The sequence below is a fragment of the Achromobacter sp. KK8 genome (genome assembly GCF_054188005.1).
The window spans coordinates 4,410,673-4,434,087 of record NZ_CM135178.1; the positions used below are offsets into that span (position 1 = coordinate 4,410,673).

The 23,415-nt window shown below is 67.3% G+C and carries 18 protein-coding genes; 13 read left to right on the forward strand and 5 right to left on the reverse strand.

The genetic code is table 11. The features are described from left to right. The first annotated feature begins 21 nt into the window (after positions 1 to 21). From ACVN9Z_RS20485 to ACVN9Z_RS20520, 8 genes are all read left to right on the forward strand, one after another. Entirely contained in the window at positions 22 to 2,502 is a 2,481-nt protein-coding gene (locus tag ACVN9Z_RS20485) for a capsular polysaccharide biosynthesis protein (protein WP_020927536.1), read from the forward strand. After that, complete coding sequence (locus ACVN9Z_RS20490) at positions 2,499 to 4,559, forward strand: glycosyltransferase (protein WP_006386431.1); 2,061 nt, start codon at positions 2,499 to 2,501, stop codon at positions 4,557 to 4,559. The genes ACVN9Z_RS20485 and ACVN9Z_RS20490 overlap by 4 nt, the downstream gene beginning before the upstream one ends. 57 nt (positions 4,560 to 4,616) lie before the next feature. Beyond that, a complete protein-coding gene (locus tag ACVN9Z_RS20495; RefSeq protein ID WP_026383511.1) occupies positions 4,617 to 5,777 on the forward strand; it encodes a polysaccharide biosynthesis/export family protein in 1,161 nt (386 codons plus the stop codon). 7 nt (positions 5,778 to 5,784) lie between these two features. Then, positions 5,785 to 7,125 (forward strand): ABC transporter permease, encoded by a 1,341-nt coding sequence (locus tag ACVN9Z_RS20500; RefSeq protein WP_045953139.1) that lies wholly within the window; start codon positions 5,785 to 5,787, stop codon positions 7,123 to 7,125. Between the two features lie 9 nt (positions 7,126 to 7,134). Then, entirely contained in the window at positions 7,135 to 7,848 is a 714-nt protein-coding gene (locus ACVN9Z_RS20505; protein ID WP_006386434.1) for a P-loop NTPase family protein, read from the forward strand. A gap of 121 nt (positions 7,849 to 7,969) precedes the next feature. Further along, on the forward strand, positions 7,970 to 9,001 hold the full coding sequence (locus ACVN9Z_RS20510) for a sugar ABC transporter (protein WP_006386435.1): 1,032 nt from the start codon (positions 7,970 to 7,972) through the stop codon (positions 8,999 to 9,001). Then, the gene (locus ACVN9Z_RS20515) at positions 8,994 to 10,976 is read left to right on the forward strand and encodes a Vi polysaccharide transport protein VexE (RefSeq protein WP_458212564.1); all 1,983 of its coding nucleotides are present in this window, start codon (positions 8,994 to 8,996) and stop codon (positions 10,974 to 10,976) included. Before ACVN9Z_RS20510 ends, ACVN9Z_RS20515 begins: the two co-directional genes overlap by 8 nt. A 107-nt stretch (positions 10,977 to 11,083) precedes the next feature. Then, the gene (locus tag ACVN9Z_RS20520) at positions 11,084 to 12,247 is read left to right on the forward strand and encodes a pectate lyase family protein (RefSeq protein ID WP_458213518.1); all 1,164 of its coding nucleotides are present in this window, start codon (positions 11,084 to 11,086) and stop codon (positions 12,245 to 12,247) included. 67 nt (positions 12,248 to 12,314) lie between these two features. Here the strand turns inward: ACVN9Z_RS20520 and ACVN9Z_RS20525 are convergent, their stop codons facing one another. Beyond that, the gene (locus ACVN9Z_RS20525; RefSeq protein WP_026383505.1) at positions 12,315 to 12,920 is read right to left on the reverse strand and encodes an RBBP9/YdeN family alpha/beta hydrolase; all 606 of its coding nucleotides are present in this window, start codon (positions 12,918 to 12,920) and stop codon (positions 12,315 to 12,317) included. Positions 12,921 to 13,212: 292 nt separating this feature from the next. On the opposite strand from ACVN9Z_RS20525, the gene ACVN9Z_RS20530 reads away from it, so the two are divergent. The 5 genes from ACVN9Z_RS20530 (at position 13,213) to ACVN9Z_RS20550 (ending at position 18,759) form a co-directional block, all read left to right on the forward strand. Then, a complete protein-coding gene (locus tag ACVN9Z_RS20530; protein WP_006386439.1) occupies positions 13,213 to 14,340 on the forward strand; it encodes a branched-chain amino acid ABC transporter substrate-binding protein in 1,128 nt (375 codons plus the stop codon). A 212-nt stretch (positions 14,341 to 14,552) separates the two neighbouring features. Then, positions 14,553 to 15,254 carry a response regulator gene (locus tag ACVN9Z_RS20535; protein WP_006386440.1) on the forward strand — a complete coding sequence of 234 codons (702 nt, stop codon included), beginning with the start codon at positions 14,553 to 14,555 and terminating at the stop codon, positions 15,252 to 15,254. Then, positions 15,247 to 16,539, forward strand: a complete 1,293-nt coding sequence (locus tag ACVN9Z_RS20540; protein WP_020927543.1) for an ATP-binding protein — start codon at positions 15,247 to 15,249, stop codon at positions 16,537 to 16,539. The genes ACVN9Z_RS20535 and ACVN9Z_RS20540 overlap by 8 nt, the downstream gene beginning before the upstream one ends. Before the next feature lie 148 nt (positions 16,540 to 16,687). Beyond that, on the forward strand, positions 16,688 to 17,791 hold the full coding sequence (locus ACVN9Z_RS20545) for a serine hydrolase domain-containing protein (protein ID WP_053500216.1): 1,104 nt from the start codon (positions 16,688 to 16,690) through the stop codon (positions 17,789 to 17,791). An 83-nt stretch (positions 17,792 to 17,874) separates the two neighbouring features. Then, on the forward strand, positions 17,875 to 18,759 hold the full coding sequence (locus ACVN9Z_RS20550; RefSeq protein ID WP_458212565.1) for a MipA/OmpV family protein: 885 nt from the start codon (positions 17,875 to 17,877) through the stop codon (positions 18,757 to 18,759). Between the two features lie 80 nt (positions 18,760 to 18,839). Here ACVN9Z_RS20550 and ACVN9Z_RS20555 read toward each other — a convergent pair whose 3' ends face one another. The 4 genes from ACVN9Z_RS20555 to ugpB form a co-directional block, all read right to left on the reverse strand. Continuing rightward, a complete protein-coding gene (locus tag ACVN9Z_RS20555; RefSeq protein WP_020927546.1) occupies positions 18,840 to 19,928 on the reverse strand; it encodes a sn-glycerol-3-phosphate import ATP-binding protein UgpC in 1,089 nt (362 codons plus the stop codon). Positions 19,929 to 19,990: 62 nt separating this feature from the next. Beyond that, positions 19,991 to 20,842 (reverse strand): sn-glycerol-3-phosphate ABC transporter permease UgpE, encoded by an 852-nt coding sequence (gene ugpE, locus ACVN9Z_RS20560; protein WP_006386445.1) that lies wholly within the window; start codon positions 20,840 to 20,842, stop codon positions 19,991 to 19,993. 18 nt (positions 20,843 to 20,860) lie between these two features. Then, a complete protein-coding gene (ugpA, locus tag ACVN9Z_RS20565; protein ID WP_006386446.1) occupies positions 20,861 to 21,742 on the reverse strand; it encodes a sn-glycerol-3-phosphate ABC transporter permease UgpA in 882 nt (293 codons plus the stop codon). 234 nt (positions 21,743 to 21,976) lie between these two features. After that, complete coding sequence (ugpB, locus tag ACVN9Z_RS20570) at positions 21,977 to 23,290, reverse strand: sn-glycerol-3-phosphate ABC transporter substrate-binding protein UgpB (protein WP_006386447.1); 1,314 nt, start codon at positions 23,288 to 23,290, stop codon at positions 21,977 to 21,979. Positions 23,291 to 23,415: the final 125 nt, after the last annotated feature.

Consider the following 23,415-nt stretch of genomic DNA (forward strand, 5'->3'; position numbering starts at 1 on the left):
CAAACACAGGAGAGGCCCGGAATGACAGCCTTTACCATCGCTCCGATCGGCACCTGCCGCATCCATACCCCGCTGCGCGATGCCGTGGCGCGCTACCCGATCAAGCAACAGCTCGGGCGCAACTACGGTTTCGTGCACACCAGCGCCGAGGCGCTGCAGCAGGCCCGCTTCATGTTCGGCCAGGCCGAGATTCCCACCGACGTGCAGCGCGTGATCTTCCGTCCGTCGAACGGCGAGCAGGCCCGGCGCGGCGTGCACAAGCCGGCCGACCTGTATATGGTCGAGCTGTCCTCGCGCAAGCTGCTGACCGTCGGCGGCTATCCGATCCAGTCCAACTACCTGGGGCGCTACTTCAGCGAGTTCTTCGCCGACCGGGCGCGCACCCGCGCGTTCTGGGCGCAGGCCAGCGACGAACGGCTCGCCGAGCGGCGCGCATGGCTGGACCAGGATCCCGTCTTCAAGAGCCTGTCGGCGGACAATCGGGACCTGCTTGCCCGCATCGTCAAGCGTGAGCAGACGGACGACGAGATCGAGCAGCAGATGCAGCAACTGGTCGACCTGCTGGGCCGGGACAAGGTGGTGTTCGTCACGCACGTCAACGCCATGACGCCCGACAACGTGCCGATCGAACAACGCGCCCAGCTGATCGCCGCGGTGACCGCCAGCGCCCAGCGCATCGGCGTGCCTTGCTACGATCCGACGCCGCTGATGAACAAGATCGGGCAGGCCGACGCGATGGAAGATGGCGGGCTGGACCTGACGCACTACACCCCGCTGTTCGCCGAACGCCTGTATACCGAGTGGTTCAAGACCTTCGTGCGTCCGCGCCTGAGCGCCTCCACCCCGCAGTTGAGCGTGCCCAAGCTGGGCGCCGAAGAAAGCGCGGAGCGCATCGAGAAGATCTGGGACGCGGGCGAGCTGCGCGAAGCCTCGCGCCGCCTGCGCGACGTGCTGCGCCGCCATCCGGGCCTGCCCGACCACACGCTGCTGTTCGCGCGCATCCAGGAAGAGCTGGGCGACTACGAAGGGTCGCTGGCGCTGCTGGGCGGCGCGGACGGCACGCTGGCCACCGGCAGCAAGGCCGAGCAGATCCTGATGCGCAACCACTTCAAGCTGGGTCGCTATGACCTGGCGCACTCGCTGGCCGCCGGCCTGCTGGGCGACGAGATCGAGACGCCGGAAATCGTGCGTATCGCGGCGATTTCGGCCGGTCACCTGGGATTCGTGGACGAAGCCCTGGGCAACTGGAAGCAGCTGTTCCGCATTTCCGCGCCGCAGGACGCGACCGCCACGGAGGCGGCCGACACCGTGCTCTCGCTGCTGCAGGCGGGCAGCGATATGGACGCCACCCTGCGCTGGGTCCATGAGGTGCGCGCCGCGATTCCGTCGCATGGCCGCAGCTTCGCCATGCTGTGGCGCGACCGGTTGATCGCCGGGGACCGTACGGGGCTGCGAGCGCTGGCGTCCGAGTCGCCCACGCTCAAGGACGTGGAGGCGCTGGAACTGGTCAAGGAAGCGACCTGGCGCGGATGCATCATGGCCGCCGCCGCGCTGGCCGTGTCCTGCAAACTGGCCGACAGCGAGCAGGAGGACATTTCGGCCTGGCTGCGCGCGCAATCCACAGCCTGGGCGGAAGAGGGCGCGCAGGCGCTGGAAGAAGGCCGCCTGCGCGATGCCGCCGAGCGCATCTGCGCGCACCGCCTGCTCAACCCCGACGCCCTGGCAGGCGTGCGCGCGCAGCGCGCCTTCGAGCGCGCCATGCGCCTGGGCGTGCGGGCCGCGCTGGTGGCGGGCAACCACAAGGAAGTGATCGACCTGACCGACATCGCGCTGGACACCGGCGTCGAGTTCCCGGAACTGCATGCGATGCGCGGCCGCGCGGCCGACGCGCTGGGCGACAAGCAGACCGCCATGCGGCACCTGGAGCAGGCCGCCGCCAACGAATCCGCGCCTTTCAGCACGCAGCTGCATTTCGCGCGGGTCGCGTTCAACGGCGGCTGGTTCGGCGAGGCCATCGACGCCTACAAGATGGTGCTGGCCCATGGCTCGGCCGACCAGAGCGCCAAGGAGGAAGCCGAACGCCAGCTGGGAAGGCTGGGACCGCGCGCCATCCGCGGCGCCCGCGAAATCCTGTCGGCGGGCGATCCCAAGGCGGCCTGGAACCTGCTCGAGCGCGTGGCGCAGTCGTGGCCGCAGATGACGGAAGTCGACCACGAGAAGCGGCGAATCCTGGCCGTGCTGTACGCCGAATCGCGCGCGCTGGACTCGTCCAGCACCACCGAGCGCCTGGCGCTGGGTGAGCGCATCCTGCAGCTGGTGCCGGACGATCCCATCGGCCTGCGCCTGGCCGCGGTCGGCGCCATGCGGCTGCACCGCTTCGAACAGGCCTTGCCCTACTGGCGCGCGCTCCAGGAACGTTCCGACAATCCGGCCCAGTACGACCACTACATCCAGCGCTGCCTGGTGTGGATCGACAAGGCCAACCGCAGGAAGGCCGCATGAATCCGCCACTGACTACCGAACGCAAGAACACCGCGTCCGACCTGCAGGAGGTCAAGACGCGGCTGGAGGAAATCGTGGCGGCGTCGGGACGGGTCCAGGTGGCGCAGGCGAACCTGGTCGACGCGCAAGCCTTGGCGCGCGGCCACATGGCCGACTCCAAGGTGCGCTTCCTGCTGCTCCGGCTGAAGGAAGCGGCCGGCCTGAACGAGGGCATGGCCGAGCAATGGGCCACGCTGCTGCGGGAGTGCCCGGACGACCTGGAGATCGTGCGTTATTGCGCGACCCGGCTGGTCAAGGAGCGCCGCGTCGACGACGCGCTGGCGCTGGTCGAGCGGCACCTGCCCGAGTCCACGGACAATCCATCGCGGCTGTTCGCCCGCGCCAAGCTGCTGAGCGATATCCGCGCGCATGAGCAGTCCGACGAGCTGTTCCGCCGGCTGATCCTGCAGCATACGGACCGCAACATCCGCGTCGAGTTCGCCAAGCGCCTGCGCAAGCGCGGCCTGCTGGCGGACGCCTTCGACGTCATCGCGCCCGTGGCCAAGCATCTTGCGCCGGGCAGCAAGGCGGCGGAACTGGCCGACGGCCTGGCCAGCGACTACGCCTTCTATCAGCGCCTGGAGCCCGAAGCCGCGCTGGCCGGCAAGGACATCAGGATCGTCTCGATGAAGCATGCGATCCTGCATTTCCGCAATCGGCAGATTCCGGAATACTCGCCCGACAAGCCCGTCTCGGTCGCGCTGGTGACCGGCAGCCTGGGGCCCGGCGGCGCCGAACGGCAGCTGACGCGGCTGGCCGGGGAACTGGCCCGCATGGCGGATACGCCCGCCCCGCGGCCCGCCGACGTGCCGATGAAGCCGGAAAAAGTCGAGGTGCTGGTCAAGCAGCACACCGAGCCGGCCGGTTCCACCAAAAAGCAGGGGCTGGACTTCTTCCTGTCGGTGCTGGTCAAGGCGCGGATTCCGGTCACGGAAATCAACAAGCTGCCGGCGATCTCGGTGGCCCACCAGTCGGTGCCGGACGGCAGCCTGAGCCGGCTGCTGGAACAATTGCCGCCGCCGGTCCACTACGGCGTGACGCGATTGGCGCCGGTGTTGCGCGCCAACACCTTCGACGTGGTCAGCCTGTGGCAGGACGGCACGTGCCTGTTCGGCGCCCTGGCGGCGCTGCTGGCCGGCGCGCCGACCATCCACCTGGTGTTCCGCGGCCTGCCGCCGAACATCCGCAAGGACCGCTTCCGCGAGGAGTATCCCGAGCTGTACCAGGCGCTGGCGCAGGTGCCCGGCGTGCATTTCGTCAGCAACAGCCGCAAGGCCGCCGAGGCCTACGCGGAGTGGCTCGGCATTCCCATCGTGCGCTTCCACGTGCTGTACAACGGCGTGCCGGACCTGGCCACCGATGCCGCGGCGACGGACCAGGAAAAGTGGCGCGCCTTCCAGGAAAGCACCGCCGACGCGACGGAGACCATCGGCGGCGTGTTCCGCCTGGAGCCGGACAAGCGGCCGCAACTATGGATAAAGCTCGCGGCGCTCTACCTGAAGCAGCGTCCGCAGGCGCGCTTCGTCATCGTCGGCGACGGCCGCCTGCACGAGAACATCGTGGCGCTGGCGCAGGAATTGTGCGTGATGGACCGGTTGCTGCTGGTCGGCTTGTCGAACCACGTGGGTTACTGGTATTCGCAGATGGATGCCAAGGTGCTGCTGTCGCGCTACGAGGGCCTGCCCAACGTGCTGATCGAAGCCCAATTGCTCGGCGTGCCGGTGGTCTCGACGCCGGCCGGCGGGGCGGGCGAGTGTTTCGAGGAGGACCAGACCGGCCACCTGCTGGGCGATGTCGAACATCCGGACCTGCACGAGGCCTGCGACAAGGTCGCCTCGATCGTGGATCGGGTGCGCGCCGACGCGAGCCTGAGGGCGCAAAGCCGCCATCGGGCGCAGACCCTGTTCTCGCTGGAGGCCATGCTGGCCAAGTTCCTGAGCCTGTGCATGCCGGCCATGCCCGAGTCGGAGAACGACGAGAGCATGGATATGCCGCCGATGCGCCTGATGCAGGCCTGAAGGCCCGCCTTACCCAGGTCCCCTCCAGGTCCCCTGGTTTCGAAGACAAAGGAAACTATGCAAATGAACGTCCCGGCCGCGGGCCCGCGCCGCCTCGCGGCGCCGGCCCTGCTGCTGATTACCGTGCTTACGCTCAGCGGCTGCCAGTTGCCGCGTTCCGGCCCCATGCTCAGTGAGGTGACAGGCGCCCACGACGCCAAGGACGTGGTCGTGATGCAGGCCTCGCGCGAGCTCGCGCGCGCGAGCCGGGTTGCCGAGGTCTCGGATTTTCCCGTGCGCTACCGCGACCTGACCCAGGCCGGTTTCGACCGCCTGGTGCCGGGCGACGGCGTCAACGTGAAAGTGTGGGAGCGCGGCGGGCTGGGCGTGTTCACGGCGGACCCGTCCGGCGTGAGCGACCTGGGCAACCAGGAACTGGACCGCAACGGCAATGTCGCGTTTCCCATTCTCGGCAAATTCCAGGCCGGCGGCATGACGCTGGCGCAACTGCACGACGCCATCGTCGGGCGCCTGAGCCGGCTGGTGGCCGGCGCCGACGTCAGCGTGACGCGCGTGGCCGACGCCCGCGGACAGATGGTGACGGTGCAGGGCAACCTGACCAAGCCGGGCATGTATCCCATCACGCAGACCGCCCAGCGCCTGAGCAGCGCGCTGGCGCAGGCCGCGCCGGTGCAAACCAATCCGGAGCAACTGGTCGTCAGCCTGCGACGCGACAATCAGGTCGCCTCGGTGCGCCTGTCGGACATCTACCGCAACCAGAACAACGACATCCTGCTGCGCCCGGGCGATGTCATCACCGCGTATGAATCGCGTGAGTTCCTGACGGTGCTGGGCGCCGCCGGCAACCAGGGCCGCGTGGCGATCAGCAAGCGCAACTACAGCGTGCTGGACGCGCTGGCCGATGCCAGGGGCCTGGACGACAAGACGGCGGACCCGCGCTCGGTCTTCCTGTTCACGCCCGCGCAGGCCGGCGTGGACGGCAAGCCGGACTTGCTGCCGGTGGTGTACCAGTTCGATCTCACGCGCGCCGAGCAGGTGGCGCTGGCGCGCGAATTCAGCGTGCACGAGGGCCAGGCGATCTATATCTCCGACGCGCCGTTCACGCAGGTGCAGAAAGTGCTTTCGGCGTTCCGCGTGACCATGAGCGCCGGCTTCAGCGCGACGCGCGCCATCGACTCCGACTCCGGCTCGAGTTCCTCCAGCGGCGTCAGCCAGTAGCGTGTCGATGAGCAACGAGGATCGGATCAAGGGTTGGCGCGCGCGGAGAAAGGACAGCAGCTACGCGGTGGGTTCGGGCGTCGCCGCGTGGCGCCTGGATCCCGCCGCGCTGTTCGAGGCGAAGGCCGAGCCGGCCGTGCTGTTCAGGCCTTTGCTGGCGCGCCTGCAGGGCGAGCCGCATGACTCCGTGGCCGCCCGGCGGGCGGTGTACGAGGCGGTGCAGGAGGAGCTGGACGCGGAGATTGCGCGCGCCAAGGTCGACGAGACGCTGGCGGACTTCTCCCGGCGGCGCCTGCGCATCATCGTGCGCCTGCTGGAGCAGGACATCCGCGCGGGCGTCGACGTGTTCGCGCCGGGCTATATGCCGGCCCGGCTGGTGGCCGAGGACCGGCGCCTGGCCGAGGCGCACGCGCGGCGCGAGGAGCGGCGCAGGCAGGAGGAGGCGCGGGAGGCGCGCCGCGAGGCGTCGCGCAACGACGTCGCGCTGGAAATGGAGCTGCCCCCGGGGGAGGCCGGCGACCTGGATATCCTGCGGGAGCGGCTGCGCGGGCTGCATGCCGGGCATCATCCGCGCCTGGCCGGCCGCGGCTGGCCAGGCGGACGCACGTTGCTGGCGCTGTTCGTCTACCAGCTGCACGTGATGCACGGCGAGAGCCGCATCGCCCTGTTGTGGGCGCTGGTGGGCCCGGTGGTGCTGCTGACGCTGATTTCGTCGCTGTACATCCTGATGGGCACGCACTACATCCTGGGGATGGACGTGCAGACCTTCTCGCTGCTGGGCGCGACCACCTGGATCATGTTCCGGCAGATCATCTTCAGGAGCAGCACGGCGTACGTGTCGGCCCGCGGCCTGTTGAATTTCCAGGGCGTTTCGCCCTTGATGTGCGCACTGGTGCAGGCGCTGCTGTACGTGTCGGTGTACCTGGTGGTGTTCGTGGTGCTGATCGGCGCCGGCCATGCGCTGGACCTTATCACGCTGCCCAAGAGCTGGCCGGGCTTCATGCTGTACGTGGTGCTGATGGCGTGCTGCGCCGCCGCGATGGGCCTGCTGTTCGGCGCGATCGCGACCTTCTGGCACTTCTTCCTGCGGCTGGCGCCGGTGATCGAGCGCTTCCTGCAGATATTCTCCGGCGTCTTTTTCGTCTCGGAGCAGCTGCCGGAGCAATTGCGGCCCTGGATGCTGTGGCTGCCGTTCTCGCATGGCATGCAGCTGTTGCGATCGGCCTATTTCGACGCCTACACGTCGCAGGACGCGAGCCTGGGATATTTCCTGACCAGCCTGGTTTTCCTGATGGTGGTCGCCCTGGCGGCCGAGCGGCTGGCCCGTCCCAATATCCAGCCCATGTGAGGAACGACGATGATTCATCTCAATGGCGTGACGGATGAACCCCTGGCCTTCGGCAGCCGGCAGGCGCTGCTGGCCGGGGCCCATCTCGACATTCCCGTCGGCCGCTACGCCTTGCTTTCGCCCGCGCCGGAGCTGCATCGCCAGATCATCGACCTGTTGTGCGGCCTGCGTCCGCCGCGCCAGGGCTTCGTGCGGCACGAGGGCAACGTGTCCTGGGCCATCGGCCGGCAGGGCTTCATCCGTGGCAAGGCCAACGGCCTGAGCATGATCGAGCTGGTGAGCCAGATGTACGAGATCGATGCCGATGCGACGTACGAACTGGTGGCCGACCTGATCAGCGATCCCAGGAGCCTGAGCCGGCCGATGGAACATTGGCCGCTGTATGCGAGGCAGGAGTTTTCGTTCGCGCTGGCGCTGGCGCCGGCGTTCGACATCTACGTGATCGAAGGGGCGATTCCCTTCGAACCCTGCCGTTTCACCCGTCTCTGGCTGGCGCTGTTCGAAGAACGCCTGGTCGGCAGGACGCTCATTCTTTCCAGTTACCGCCAGAATCAATTGGCGGACTATTGCCTGAAGGGCCTGATTTATGAACGAAGCGCACTCCGCATCGAAGACGACCTCGACCAGTGCATCAGTAAGTTCCCCCCGCGACGATCACGCAGCGAATCCGGAACAGGCGACGACGTCTTCGGCGGCTTCGACGAGGGCCAGCTCGGCTTCTGAGAGCGGTTCCGAGATCGAGCGCCGGCGCCGCGAGCGGCAGGCCGCGCTGGACGAACGTCGCCGGCGCCGCTGGGTCAATGCCTTCATCGTCGTCGCCCCGGTCGCCCTGGCGCTGGTCTACGTGCTGTTCGTGGCCACGCCGCGCTACGAAGCGGAATCGCGCTTCTTCGTGCAATCGGGCTCGGGCCAGCAGGGCGGCGGCGCAATGGCGGCCAGCCTGCTCACCACGGGGAATTCGGGCGGCATGCTCGGCGGTTTCGTCGACGGCTGGGCCGTCAGCGATTTCCTGCGGTCGCGCGACAGCATGCGGCAGCTGGACAAGAAGGTCGGGTTGCGGCAGTACCTGCGCAACGCCGGCCTGGACCCGGCCAACCACCTGTCCGAGGATTCGAGCGAGGACGATCTGTATCGCGCCTACCGGGCCTCGGTCCAGGTTTCCTTCAATGCGCTGGAGCAGATCGACGTGCTGCGGGTGCGCGCGTATTCGCCCGAAGACGCCGAAATGCTATCGAAGGCCTTGATCGGCCTGGCGGAGGACTTCGTCAGCTCCATGAACGAAAAGGGCGTGGCGGACAAGCTGAAGGTCAGCGAGGAATCGGTCCGGCAGGCCGAGCAGAAGGCGCTGGCCGCGCGCGAAGCCCTGACCTCGTGGCGAACCACGCACGGCAATATCGACCCGACCGCCACGGTGGCCATGCTGCTGAACCTGTCCAGCCAGCTCGAAGCGGAACTGAGCAGCGCCCAGATCAACCTGGACAAGATCCGCGCGCTGGGCAACAAGGACCACTTCATGCTCAAGCCCGCGGAAACGCAGGTCGTGGCCCTGAAGAAACGGCTCGCCAGCGTGCGCCAGCGCCTGAGCGGCGAAGGCAACACGGAAGCGAAACAACTGAAATCCTACGAGGCGCTGCGCAACACCCAGGCCTTTGCGGATTCGAACCTGACGCTGGCGCAGCAGTCGTACCAGCAGGCCGTGACCGACGCCCTGCGCCTGCAGCGTTACCTGTCCATCATCGCGCAGCCGGTCTCCACGGACCGGCCCAGCAGTCCGCGCACCGGCGTGCTGCTGTTGCAGGCGCTGGCGCTGGGCTTCGTGCTCATGTTCGTCCTGCGCGCGGCGATGGCCTTGCTTAGAGGATTGCGCCATGGTTGATACGACGATAGAACGCCCCGGCACCGCCGCGGCACCGGCATCGGCGGCGCCCGCCGCCGTCGCAAACACCGCCGCCAGCGATGCCACCAGCCGCCTGCGCGCGGTCATCAAGCGGATCCTGGAGGCGGACGACCCCTTGCAGGCCATGGCCGAGCTCGGGCCGGCGCTGGCGCGGGTGGAAGAGGGCTGGCGCGATGCGCGCCGCCTGCTGGTGTCGCCGTTCGTGCGGGTGGGGCGACTGGAACCGGCGATCGCCGCGCTGGAACGGCTGGTCCAGGCCTATCCGGCGCGCACCGACGACCGCCGCCTGCTCGCCAGCCTGCTGGGCCGCACCGAGCAGTGGGAACGCGCCATCGCCCAGGCGGACGCCGCCGCCGCCATCGCGCCGGATTCCTCGGCGCTGCAGGCCGCGCGGATTCAACTGCGGGTGCAGGCCGGGCATATCGCGCAGGCGGCCGACGTCGCGCGCCAGACCGCCGCCCTGGCGGCGGCCGCGCCGGGCGACGCGCATTGGTGGATGCTGGCGTTTTCGCGCAACGGCGACGCGGTCGAGGCGGCCGGCATTGCCATGGCCTTGCAGGCCGATGACCTGCCGAATGCGCGCGTGGCGACGGTGGCGGTGCGCGCGCTGCTCGACGACGACCGGGTCGAGGCGGCGATCCTGCTGGGCAATGCGGCGCTGGACGCGGGGCACGATGCCCCGGCGTTGCGCGCATCGCTGGGGCTGGCGCACCTGCGGCGCGCCACGGACGACGACCGCAAAGTGCATGCGCTGGCGCACTTCGAGGCGGGCCTGGAAGCGGCCCCGACCGACGTGCGGCTGTTGACGCTGCACGGAGAAACCCTGCTGCGCGCGGGCCGCTACAAGGACGCCGTGGCGCCGCTGCGCCAGGCCATGGAACTGGCCCCCGAACTGGAGCAGACACGCGCCCTGTATGCGCGCGCGCTGCGCTACACGCTGCAGTACGGGGAGGCCGCCGATCAACTGCTGCACCTGGTCGAAAAATCGCCCGACAAACAACTCTGGCAGCGCGCCGCCATCGGCGCGCTCTCGCAAGCGGGACGCAAGCAGGAAGCCGAAGCCTTGTTCGAGCGCTATGTCGGGCAACGCGGCCAGGCGCTGCCGCCAACGTTCCAGCAGGCGCTGGAACAACTGGAGCAGAAGCTGGATACCGCGCCCATACCGCAGGCGCGACTGGACTGGGCCTGGTCGCTGCGTGGCGATGCCGGGGCTGATCGCGCGCAATGGGAGCGGCGGGCGCGCTGGGGCCACCTGGTGGATCACCTGCTGTTCGATTGGCTCGAATGCCGCGAAGACAGCGTCGAGGAAGCCATGCAAATGCTGGGCGAACTGGACACCGGCGAACGTTTCTTCGCGCCGCTGCTGGCGGCCGGCCGGGGCGTGGTGGTGGCCACGGCGCACGTCGGCCCCATGTATGCCGGGCTGATGGCGCTGGAACTGCTGGGCATTCCTTCCCGCTGGCTGGCCACCGCGCCCAGCATCGCCCAGAGCAGCTATGCCGCCGCCCTGATCTCCACCGCCGACCAGACCGAGGCGCAGGTCGCCAAGGCCTGCATGCGCGCGCTGGCGGCGGGCAATGTGCTGTGCCTGGCGGTGGACGGCGCGGCCAACCCGGCGGCGCCCCGCACCCAGTTCGAAGGGCAGGCGGTGACCTATTCCAGTTTCGCCGCCCACCTGGCGCACCGCCAGGGCGTGCCATCGGTGTTCTACACCCCGCGCTGGGAGAACGGCCGCGTCGCCTATACGCTGGAGATGCTGCCCGCGGTGGAACCCGGCGAGGACGCCGATGCGTACGCGCAGCGCTGGCAAGAGGCGTATTTCAAACACCTGAGGGCGCATGTGGCCGGTCCGCCGGAAAACCTGCGCCTGAGCGGCGGCATCTGGCGCCACGTGCAGCCCGCGGATCGATCCGCGCGGCCCGCCGGCGCAGTGTTGGGGAGCGAGTTTCGATGAATCCGCGAACGAATTCGAGAGAGAGTATGAGAAGCAGGGCGCCGCAATGGGCCAGGCGCTGGTCCAAGCGGCTGCCGCGCGCGCTGGCCTGGCTGCCGGCGCTGGCCATGCTATACGGCGGCGCGGCGGCCGCCAACGAGTCCTGCGCCAGTCCGGACGAGCGTTGTCCATTCGTGTCCGCGCTGCTGCAGCAGCGAGAGGGCTACGGCGCCCGCGCCACGGGCGGCCTGGGCGGCCGGTTCATCGAGGTCACGTCCGACCAGGACGCCGGACCGGGCACGCTGCGCGCCGCGTTGGCGCAGGCCAAGAAGGGACCCACCTGGATCCGCTTCGCCTCCGACATGACCATCGTGCTGAAATCGCAACTGCGCGTGCCGTCGAACACGACCATCGATGGCCGCGGCAGGCATGTGGCCCTGATCGACGACGGGCTGGGCGTGTATGGCAGCAGGAACGTGATCCTGACGCACCTGACCATCGATGGCCGCCTGAACCGCCTGACGCAGGCGGTGAACATCGCCAACGACAGCCGCGACGTCTGGGTGGACCACATGGACCTGTCACGCATGTCCGACCGGCTGCTCAACGTGAAGAACGGCTCGACCGACGTGACGATTTCCTGGACCAAGTTCCACAACTCGAACAAGGTCATGCTGCTGAACAACATCACCTCGAAGGACCTGTTCGCGAACTACGAACGTGATTCCATCGCGCGCGTGACGCTGCACCACAATTACTTCTTCAACACGGTGCAGCGCAATCCCAGGGGCCAGTTCGGCACCTTCCACCTGTTCAACAATCTGCTGGAGAACTGGGATTTCTATGGCATGAGTTTCAGTCTGGAGGCCAAGGCGCTGGTCGAAGGCAATATCTTCAACAACGATTCGAAGCGCCAATGCGTGGAACCGGAATTCTTCCCCACGGTGGAAGGCGTCAAGGTGAATTACTGCCGCTACATTCCCATGGCCGCCAAGCGCAGCGCGCTGGACAACGGCGCCTCCGACGAGGGCGCCTACCAGCAATTGAAGGCCGTGCACGGCTATACGCGCGACTTCAAGGCATTCCTGCGCCTGAAAGACAACCTCTACCTGGGGGACGCCAAGCCGGTGCTGCAGGACTATCGCCCGGAAGCCGCGCCGACGCCGCCCTATTGCTATGGGTATGAGAAGCCCTCGGCGGAGCTGGCGGAGCGGATCCGCAAGCACGCGGGGAACACCAGCGGCGATACCCCGCTGCCCGCAACACGGGTCGGGACGAACTGCGCAGGGTGACGGGCGGCGATGGGTTTCCCGCCTGCCGCGGCCGACGCGCGCGTGGCGGGCAAGAGAGCCGGCGGCCTCAGGCCTGGTGCGACAGGGGACGCTCGGGAATCGGCGCGATGCGCTCGGGCGGCGGCGATACGCGCCACGAAGCGCGGCGGCGCAGCGCGCCGAACAGCTTGAGGCCTTGCGGCCAGTCTTCCAGGCCGCTGTCGGCGTTGATGTGGCCGGCGCCCGGGATCACCACCACGCGGCTGCCCCAGTGCTCGGCGAAGGCGCGGGCCCGTTCCAGCCGGCAATAGGGATCGTTGTCGCTGGCCACCACCACGCTCTGGAACGGCAGCGAGTGCCGCGGGATCGGCGCGAAGCCGCGCAGGCATTCCGGGGCGTCGGCGCGCTCGACGTCGGCCGGCGCCACCAGCAACGCGCCGGCGACCTTGGCGCGCAGCGGCACCGGCAGCGCCGCGCTGATCAGGCAGCCCAGGCTATGGGCGATCAGCAGCACCGGGCTGCGGGCCTGGTCGACCTGCGCCGCCAGCGTGGAAATCCATTCCGCGCTGACCGGGTTTTCCCAGTCGCGTTGCCGTACCCTGACCGCGTGCGGCAGCAGGGCCGCCCAGCGCGATTGCCAGTGTTCGGGTCCGGAGTCTTTCCATCCGGGGACGATGATCGGTTGGAGTCTCATGGCGGCCATGATGCCGCGCCGTCTTAGTAACGCAAACGAATAAATGCGCTTTTGCATATACGGCGGCGGGCATAAAGGAAATCGGCCGGGGAGAGGGGCGGCGCCGGGGCCGCCGATGCGGCACCGCAATATCGAAACCTCGCCCAAGTCGGGCCGGAACCCCCTGCAAATGCCGGTATTTTTCAGTGTATGCTTGCCGTGCTAATGCAACGTAACGGGGCGTGACCAACACATTTCCGGCTGTCCGCCCGTGCGAAAACCAACGATTACAAGCCATTAAAGGAGTCCACTCATGAAGCAAGCATTTCGTCTGACCCCGGTCATCGCGGCGCTGGGCGTCGCCGCGGGGTTGGCGTTCAGCGCCGGCGCGCAGGCGCAGACCATCAAGATCGGCGTGGTGGGCCCCACCACCGGCGCGGTCACCCAGTACGGCGACATGGTGCGTGAAGGCGTCGACACGGCGGTCGAGCGCATCAACGCCGCCGGCGGCATCAATGGCAAGAAGCTGGAAACCGTGGTCATCGACGACGGCTGCGAACCCAAGCAGGGTCCGGTCGCCGCCAACCGCGTGGTCAACAGCAAGATCGGCTTCGTCGTCGGCCACGTCTGCTCGGGCGCCACCATCGCCGCCGCCGACGTCTACAACAACGAAGGCGTGGTCATGGTCACGCCCTCGGCCACGTCGCCGGCCCTGACCGACGGCAAGAACTACGAGTTCATCTTCCGCACCATCGGCCGCGACGACCAGCAAGGCCCCGCCGCCGCCAAGTTCATCCTGGAAAAGCTCAAGCCCAAGAAGGCCGCCGTGCTGCACGACAAGCAGTCGTATGGCCAGGGCATCGCCACCGCGGTCAAGAACGACCTCGAAAAGGGCGGCGTGCCGGTCGCGATCTTCGAAGGCATCAACGCCGGCGACAGCGACTACTCGGCCGTCATCACCAAGCTCAAGAGCCAGGGCGTGGACTTCGTCTACTACGGCGGCTACCACCCCGAAATGGGCCTGCTGCTGCGCCAGGCGGCCGAGCAGGGCGTGAAGGCCAAGTGGATGGGGCCGGAAGGCACGGGCAACCCGGACATCAACGCCATTGCCGGCGACGCTGTCGAAGGCATGCTGCTGACGCTGCCGGCCGACTTCACCCAGAACGCCGCCAACGCGGAGATCGTCAAGGCCTTCGCCGCCAAGAAGCGCAATGCGGCCGGCGCGTTCCAGATGACGGCCTACACCGCCACCCAGGTCATCGCCGACGGCATCAAGGGCGCCGGCAGCGAAGACCCGACCAAGGTCGCCAAGTACCTGCACGCCAATTCGTTCGACACGCCGATCGGCAAGGTCAGCTGGAACAAGCAGGGCGACCTGACGAACTTCCAGTTCGACGTGTTCGTGTGGCACAAGGACGGCTCCAAGTCCGTCTACAAGTAAGCACCTGGCGTGCGCCGGGCGGCCTTGCCGCCCCGGACGCGCGCCGGGCGCCAGACCCTTCGGCCGGGCCGGAAGCAGCGTCTTCCCGCCCGGCTTTTGCGTGGGCGGCTGCCTTCGGGAACCGATCGGCCGGTCCCCCGGTCGAACGCCGCTTGCGCGGTTTTGCGTAGAATGCGGCCAAATCGAACTCTCTTTTCCTGTCCGGACACCCCATGACCAAGGCCTTGCTAGTCGAAGACGATCCGAAGCTGTCGCGCCTGATCGCGCAGTTCCTGGAGCAACACGGGTTCAATGTCGCCCAGGCCTACCGCGGCGACCACGCGGTGGAGGCTTTCCGCCGCCATGACCCGGCCATCACCATCCTCGACCTCATGCTGCCCGGCCGCGACGGCCTGCAGGTCTGCCGCGACCTGCGCGCGTTTTCGTCGGCGCCGATCCTGATGCTGACCGCGCGCGAGGACGACCTGGACCAGATCCTGGGCCTGGAGTCGGGCGCGGACGACTACGTCATCAAGCCGGTCGAGCCGCGCGTGCTGCTGGCCCGCATCCGCGCGCTGCTGCGGCGCCACAGCCAGCTGGAGGAACCGCCGGAGCGCCTGGAGTTCGGGCCGCTGGTCATCGACCGGCGCACCCGGGCGGTGGTGCACGGCGGGGTCGAGGTCGACCTGACCACCATGGAATTCGAAATGCTGTGGGCCCTGGCCAGCCAGGCCGGCCAGGTGCTCACGCGCGATGACCTGCTCAATGCGGTGCGCGGCATCGAGTTCAACGGCCTGGACCGCAGCGTCGACGTCTGCGTCAGCAAGCTGCGCCGCAAGCTGGACGACGACCCGCGCGATCCGGCGCGCATCAAGACCGTGTGGGGCAAGGGCTATCTGTTCTCGCCCAAGGCGCACGAGGACGGCGATGATTAAATTCGTCCTGCGGCTCTTCGTGGTGCTGGCGATCGGTTTCGTGATTTCCAACGAAGTCGTGGACCGCTCCGCCAACTACCTGTTCGAGCCGGTCAGCGACGCTTACACCCGCGAATCGGTGCGGGGGCAGATCCACAGCCTGGTGCAGGAACTGTCGAAGGTCGAGCCGGGCGCCCGCGCGGCCCACATCGAGCAACAACTGGCGCCGTACTACGGCCTGGGGCTGCGGGTGTTCAACGCCGCGGACTACAACGCCAGCGACAAGGAACGCCGCATCGCCGCCAAGGGCGACTTCTTCATCCGCGACAAGATGCAGACCTTCGTGGCCGCCATTCCGGGGCCGGGCAACCAATGGCTGGAGGTCAAGCTGCCGCCCGAGCCGTCATTCGGCCCGTGGGTGGTGGCCGCGGTGTATTCGGCGCTGGGCCTGCTGCTGTGCGCCTTCATGCTGGTGTGGGCGCTGCCGATCTGGCGCGACCTGGAAGCCCTCAAGACGGCGGCGTTGCGCATGGGGCAGGGCGATCTGCAGGCCCGGGCCCGCCTGTCGCGACATTCCAGCATCGGCAACCTGGGCGACACCTTCAACCAGATGTCCGAGCGCATCGGCGCGCTGATCAACAACCAGCGCGAACTGACCAACGCGGTCTCGCACGAGCTGCGCACGCCGATCGCGCGCCTGTCGTTCGAACTGGACATGATCGGCCGGGCGGAAGAGCCGCTCGAGCGCAAGCGCCTGATCGACGACATGAAAAGCGACGTCGCCGAACTGGACAGCATGGCTTCCGAACTGCTGATGTACGCCCGCCTGGAGCACAAGGGCGACGGCGTCACCCTGCAGCCGCAGGACGCCCGCAGCTGGCTCGATTCGGTTGTGCAGCACGCCGCGTTCCAGGCCGAGCAGTCCGGCGTGCGTTGCGAAGTGGTGCTGTGCCAGGTGCGCGAGGTGCACCTGCATCAGCGCTACATGACACGGGCGTTGCTGAACCTGCTGCAGAACGCCATCCGCTATGCCAGCGGCCGGGTGCAGGTCAGCCTGGTGTCGCCGGCCCCGCGCGAGTATGTGCTGATGGTCGACGACGACGGCCCCGGCATTCCGGCCGCGGATCGCAAGCGGATCTTCGAACCGTTCATCCGCCTGGACGAAAGCCGCGACCGCGGCACCGGCGGCACCGGCCTGGGGCTGGCCATCGTCAGCCGGGTGGCGCGCTGGCACAACGGCAGCGCCGAGGCGGCCGATAGCCCGCTCGGCGGGGCCCGTTTCATCGTGAGCTGGAAGGCGGCCTGAGCGGCCCCGCGGGGCATCCGGCACGCCTTTAACAAACTTCACAATCTGCCCCGGCATTCTTCACAAACTCCATACAAAGCGGGAAAGATCGGCGCGGCATCCCTGACTAGCATGACGGCAGTTCTCCAAAGAGGGGCGTCCGCTCGTCATGTTCACGCTTACCCGCCTGGCCGCCGTTGCCATGCTCCTGATCGTCGCGGGCGGTTGCCAGGGCGTCGCCCCGGCCGCGCCGCCCGCCATTGCCAAGGGCGACTATCCGGCGGTGGTGGCGTACCTGAAGCAGCGCATCGCCTACGACATGGATGCGCAGCGGGTGCCGGGCCTGTCGATCGCGATCGTCGATGACCAGCGCACGGTCTGGAGCGGCGGCTTCGGCTACGCCGATGCGGCGCGCCACCGCAATGCCACCGGCGACACGCTGTACCGCGTAGGCGCCATTTCCAAGATCGTCACCGCCGCCGGCGTGCTGCGTGCCGCCGACGACGGCCGCCTGTCGCTCGACGTGCCCGCGGCCCAGGCGCTGCCGCACTGGGAAGCCGAGCCGCGGCGGGTCGCCATGCACTGGATGGGCACCTATCCGTTCACCGCGCGCCGCCTGCTGGCGCTGCGGCCCGATACGCTGGAAGACACCATGGGCCGGGCCCGCGCCGACATGGGCTACGCCTTGCTCGGCGACATGGTCGCGCACGTGGCCGACGAGCCGTTCGACGCCTACGTGCGGCGCACGCTGCTGCGGCCGTTGAACATCTCCCGCGCCGGTTTCCGGCTTGCGGTCGAAGGCGACGAGGTGCGCGAATTGCGCGCCGCCGGCTACCGCCGCGGCATGCCGTGGACCGAGCAACCGCAGTCCAACGAGGCTGCCGAAGGCCTGTGGGCCAGCTCGGCCGAGATGGCGCGGTTCTCCAGCATGCTGTTCGCCGGCGGCACCTACCAGGGCCGCCGCATCCTCAAGGACGAATCCGCGCTGGCCCTGCTGAACCTGGAGACCGTGGCCAGCGGCATGGAACTGGAATGCCGCCTGGCGCTGTCGTGGCTGGCGGCGCCGTGCGACCGCGACTACATCGCCGGCGACGCCCTGCGCCAACACAGCGGCGCGACCGAAGCCTTCCATGCGCGCTGGGTGCTGGCGCCGCGTGAAAAGCTGGCGGTGCTGGTGATGAGCAACGCCGATAGCGCCGAGCCGCTGGTGACCTCGGTCTCCAGCCTGGCGATGAACCTGATGCGCCAGGCCAAGGGCGTGGCGCAAGAGTAGGTCCGCGCCGCGATGGCCGCGGCGCGCGTTCGATTTCCCCACAACCTCGTTTCCCGGATGTATTTATGAAGCGATATTCCTCTATGTCCCTGATGCAGCGCCGCGCCGGCGCGGCGTGTCTGCTGGCGAGCCTGCCAGCGTGGTCGTTCGCCGCGGGCGGCCAGCAGGTCGCCGACAACTCGGTCTATGGTTCGCGCGGCGCCAGTTCGCGCGGCATCGAGGTGTCGACTGGAACCGAAAAGCCGGCCGATGAATGGAAGTTCTACGGCACGCTGGGCGTCGGCTACGCGCCACGCTACAGCGGCAGCGACGAAAGCTCGGCGCTGCCCATCGTCGGCCTGGGCATCCGCAGCCCGGGCGGCTTTTTCCTGAATACCGAGCGTGGGCTGGGCTGGGAGACCCAGGCGCTGGACAGCACCTTCCGCTTCTACCTGGGCGCCAGCGCCTCGCGCAAGGACCGCAAGAAGGGCTTCGAAGGCTCCAACAAGCTGCGCGGCATGGGCGAGATCAAGAGCCGCGCGCAGATCGGCATGGACGCCGAGACCACGCTGGGTCCGGTGACCCTGTCGGCCACGGTGGCGCACGCCTTCAAGAAAAGCAGTGAACACAGCGACGTGGGCAGTGGCTACACCCTGTTCGACCTGGGCGCCAGCACCACCGTGTACGAGGGTTCCGCGGGCGCGATCTCGCTGTCGCTGAACGGCACCTTCGGCGACGGCAACTACATGCGCACCTGGTACGGCGTGAGTGACAGGCAGTCGGCCAATTCGGGCTATCGCCGCTACAACCCCAAGGGCGGGCTGGAAAGCGTGGGCCTGGGCGCGAGCTGGGTGCTGCCGCTGAGCAAGGAGTGGTCGTGGACCGTGGCCGCCGAGGCGCGCCGCCTGTATGGCGATGCGGCCGACAGCCCCATCGTCAAGGAGCGCAACCAGTACTCGATCGGCACCATGGTGACGTACACGTATTGAGCTTGTCCCTTCCCGGACGGGTAGGGGTGACGGCGGGGCCGGCCGGGCGGATTGCCGCCGGCCCCGCGCATGGAGGAGACTTACAGGCCCTGCACGCGGCGGCCGGTGTCGGCCTCGAACCAATGCAGCGGATGGCGGCCGTCGGGGCCGACGTTGACGCGGTCGCCGACCTTGGCCGAGGACTCGGACAACTGGCGCGTCGTGCAGCGCACCACCAGCGTCGACTTGCCGCAGCGGCAGTGGACCAACTGTTCGGAGCCCAGCGTTTCGACCATCTCGACTTCGGCCGGCACGCCCTGCGTGTTCAGCAGCATGTGCTCGGGGCGCATGCCCATGATCACCTTGCGGCCACGCACCTGCGACGGCACCTGCAGCGGCGAGATTTCCAGCGCCAGGCCGTCGACGGTCTGCACCGTGCCGTCGCCCGCGACGTTGACTTCCATCAGGTTCATCGGCGGCGAGCCGATGAAGCCGGCGACGAAGGTCGAGGCGGGTTTTTCGAACACTTCCATCGGCGTGCCGATCTGCTCGGGCACGCCTTGGTACATGACGATCATGCGGTGCGCCAGCGTCATGGCCTCGACCTGGTCGTGCGTCACGTACAGGCTGGTGGTGCCCAGGCGGCGGTGCAGCTTCATGATTTCCAGGCGCATCGCCACGCGCAGCTTGGCATCCAGGTTCGACAGCGGTTCGTCGAACAGGAACACCTTGGGTTCGCGCACGATGGCGCGGCCCATGGCCACGCGCTGGCGCTGGCCGCCCGACAGGGCGCGCGGGCGGCGGTCCAGCAGGTGGGTCAGCTCCAGGATCTGCGCGGCGACGTCGACGCGCTTCTTGATCTCGTCCTTGGAGAACTTGCGGATCTTCAGGCCGTACGCCATGTTCTCGAACACGGTCATGTGCGGATAGAGCGCGTAGTTCTGGAACACCATCGCGATGTCGCGTTCGGCCGGCTCGAGGTTGTTGACGACCTTGTCGTCGATCACGATCTCGCCGCTGGTCACGGTTTCCAGGCCCGCGACCATGCGCATCAGCGTGGACTTGCCGCAGCCCGAGGGGCCGACGATGACGATGAATTCACCGTCCTTCACATCCATGTCGATGCCATGGATGACCGGCACGTTGCCGGCGTAGGTTTTCTTTACGTTGCGAAAGCTGAGAGTAGCCATGAGTTATTCGTATCGGAGTCGTTGTCGTGGGGGCAGCAGGCCGAAGGCGCGGCGTGGGGGCCTCATTTTTCAGTGTCGACCAGCCCCTTGACGAACCATTTCTGCATCAGGATGACGACCAGCGCCGGCGGGATCATCGCCAGCATGGCGGTGGCCATGGTGATGTTCCATTCGGTCACGCTGTCGCCGCCGCTGATCATCCGCTTGATGCCGATGACGACGGGGTACATGTCTTCCTGCGTGGTCACCAGCAGCGGCCACAGGTATTGGTTCCAGCCGTAGATGAACTGGATCACGAACAGCGCGGCGATGCTGGTCTTGGACAGCGGCAGCAGCACGTCGCGGAAGAAGCGCACCGGGCCGGCGCCGTCGATGCGGGCGGCCTCGATCAGCTCGTCCGGCACCGTCAGGAAGAACTGGCGGAACAGGAACGTGGCCGTGGCCGAGGCGATCAGCGGCAGCGTCAGGCCGGCGTAGCTGTTGAGCAGGCCCAGGTCGGCCACCACCTTGTAGGTGGGCGCGATACGCACTTCGACCGGCAGCATCAGCGTGACGAAGATCATCCAGAAAAAGAACATGCGGCCGGGGAAGCGGAAATACACCACCGCGAAGGCCGACAGCAGCGAGATCGCGATCTTGCCGATGGAAATCGCCAGCGCCATGATCAGGCTGACGTACATCATGCGGCCCACCGGCGCGCCGGACGAGCCGCCGGACGAGCCGCCAAAGAGCGCCTGCATGTAGTTGTCGACGAAGTGCGGACCGGGGATCAGCGACATCGGCGCGGAAGCCACTTCCTGCGCGGTCTGGGTCGACGCGACGAAAGTGACGTAGAGCGGAAAGGCCACCATGGCCACCCCGCACAGCAGGATGACGTGGGCCAGAATATCCAGCCAGGGACGGCGTTCAACCATTGTTATCTGCCTCGAGAATCAATACTGCACTTTGCGGTCGACGTAGCGGAACTGCACGACCGTCAGGGCAATCACAATGAACATCAGCACCACCGACTGGGCCGCGGACGAGCCGAGGTCCAGGCCGCGGAAGCCATCGCTGTACACCTTGTAGACCAGGATCGAGGTCGACGTGCCCGGACCGCCCTGCGTGGTGGTGTCCACCACCGCGAAGGTGTCGAAGAAGGCATAGATGATGTTGACCACCAGCAGGAAGAAGGTGGTGGGCGAGAGCAGCGGGAACACGATGCTCCAGAAGCGGCGCGACGGGCTGGCGCCGTCGATGGCGGCGGCTTCGATGAGCGAGCGCGGGATCGATTGCAGGCCGGCCAGGAAGAACAGGAAGTTGTACGAGACCTGCTTCCAGACGGCGGCAATCAGCACCAGGATCATGGCCTGGTTGCCGTCCAGGCGCGGGTTCCAGTCGACGCCTGCCTGGCGCAGGGCCACGGCCAGGATGCCGACCGAGGGCGAGAACAGGAACAGCCACAGCACGCCGACCACGGCGGGCGCGACGGCGTAGGGCCAGATCAGCAGGGTCTTGTAGAGCCCGGCGCCGCGGATCACGCGGTCGGCCATGACGGCCAGCAGCAGCGACACGCCCAGGCCGACCACCGCGACCAGGATCGAGAACACCGCCGTGACACGGAAGGAATCGAGGTAGGCCTGCTGCGAGAACAGTTCCATGAAGTTGTCGAGGCCGACGAACTCGGAGGACAGGCCGAACGCATCTTCCAGCCGCATCGACTGCCACATGGCCTGGCCGGCGGGAAGGAAGAAGAAGACCACGGTAATGACGATCTGCGGCAGGAGCAGCAGATAGGGCAGGGTCTTATGCCCGAAGACGACACGTTTTTCCATAGGGGGAACCCAAGGTACGAAAAGCGGCGGTTGGATTAACCGCCGCCTGGTGAAACAGCCGCCGGGGTGGGCCGGCCGGCCTGCGGCGCGGGGATGCGCCGGTACTCATAAAACACGATAGGCTTAAAGCCCTAAAAAAACCAGGGCTTTAAGCCTTGTTCGCCAGGGGCAAGTCCTTGTTGCACAACGGGAATCGTGCATCGCGGGACTTGCCGGCAAGCCACGGAACGGGCGTTACTTTACACTCTTCTCGAACTTTTCCAGCAGTTCGTTGCCGCGCTTGACGATGTTCTCGGCGCCGTCCTTGGCCGAGACCTTGCCCGACACGATACGTTCGATTTCAGCGTCCTCGATTTCACGGATCTGCGGCAGGAAGCCCAGGCGCAGGCCGCGCGATTGCGCGGTGGTTTCGACGTTCAGCTGCTTGACGCCGACTTCGGTGCCCGGGTTCTTGTCGTAGAAGCCTTCCTTCTTGGTCAGCTCGTAGGCGGCCTTGGTGACGGGCACGTAGCCGGTCTGCTGGTGCCAACGGGCGGCGATTTCCGGGCTGGCCAGGAACTTGAAGAACGCGGTCACGCCCTTGTAGGTTTCCGGCTTCTTGTTGGCGAAGACCCACAGCGAAGCGCCGCCGATGATGGTGTTCTGCGGCGCGCCCTGCACGTCGCCGTAGTAGGGCAGGGTCGAGGTGCCGAACTCGAACTTGGCGTTCTTGGCGATGTTGGCGCGCAGGCCCGACGAACCGGTGATCATGGCGCACTTGCCGCTGATGAACAGCGAGTTCGGCTCGTCGCCGCGACCGCCGTACATGAAGATGCCTTCCTTGCCCAGCTTGGCCAGGTTTTCCAGGTGGCGCACGTGCAGCGGGGTGTTGATGGCGATGCGGGCGTCCAGGCCGCCGAAACCGTTATCCTTGGTGGCGTACGGCACGTTGTGCCAGGCCGAGAACGTTTCCAGCTGGACCCACGACGGCCACGAGGTGGTGTAGCCGCATTCCTGGCCGGCGGCCTTCAGCTTCTGGCCGGCGGCGGCCAGTTCTTCCCAGGTCTTGGGCGGCTTGTCGGCGTCCAGGCCGGCCTTCTTGAAGGCGTCCTTGTTGTAGTAGAACACCACGGTCGAGCTGTTGAAGGGCATCGACACCAGCTTGCCGTCGGCCGACGAGTAGTAGCCGGCCACGGCGCCGATGAATTCCTTCGGGTCGATCGGGTTGCCGGCTTCTTCCGACATCTGCTGCACCGGCTTGATGGCGCCCTTGGCGTACATCATGGTGGCGGTGCCGACTTCGAACACCTGGAGGATGTCCGGGGCGTTGCCGGCGCGGAACGCGGCGATGCCGGCGTTCATCGATTCGCCGTAGTTGCCCTTGTAGACGGCCTTGACCTGGTAGTCGGGGTTCTTCTTGTTGAACTCGTCGACCAGACCGTTGACGCGGTCGCCCAGCGCGCCTTCCATCGAGTGCCAGAACGTGATTTCGGTGGCCGCGTGCGCGGAGGCGCCGGCAAAGGCCGCCATCACGGCGGCGAAGGTAAGGGCAATTCGGTGGGATCGCATGAGAGGTTTCCTCCAGTTGGTCGTGTCGCGACCGGGGTTGTCCCGGCGCGGAAAACACGTCACCTTATGAATTGTTTGTGACAAAACCGTGACTTTCACATCACTTAAAACGCCTGTCAAATTGC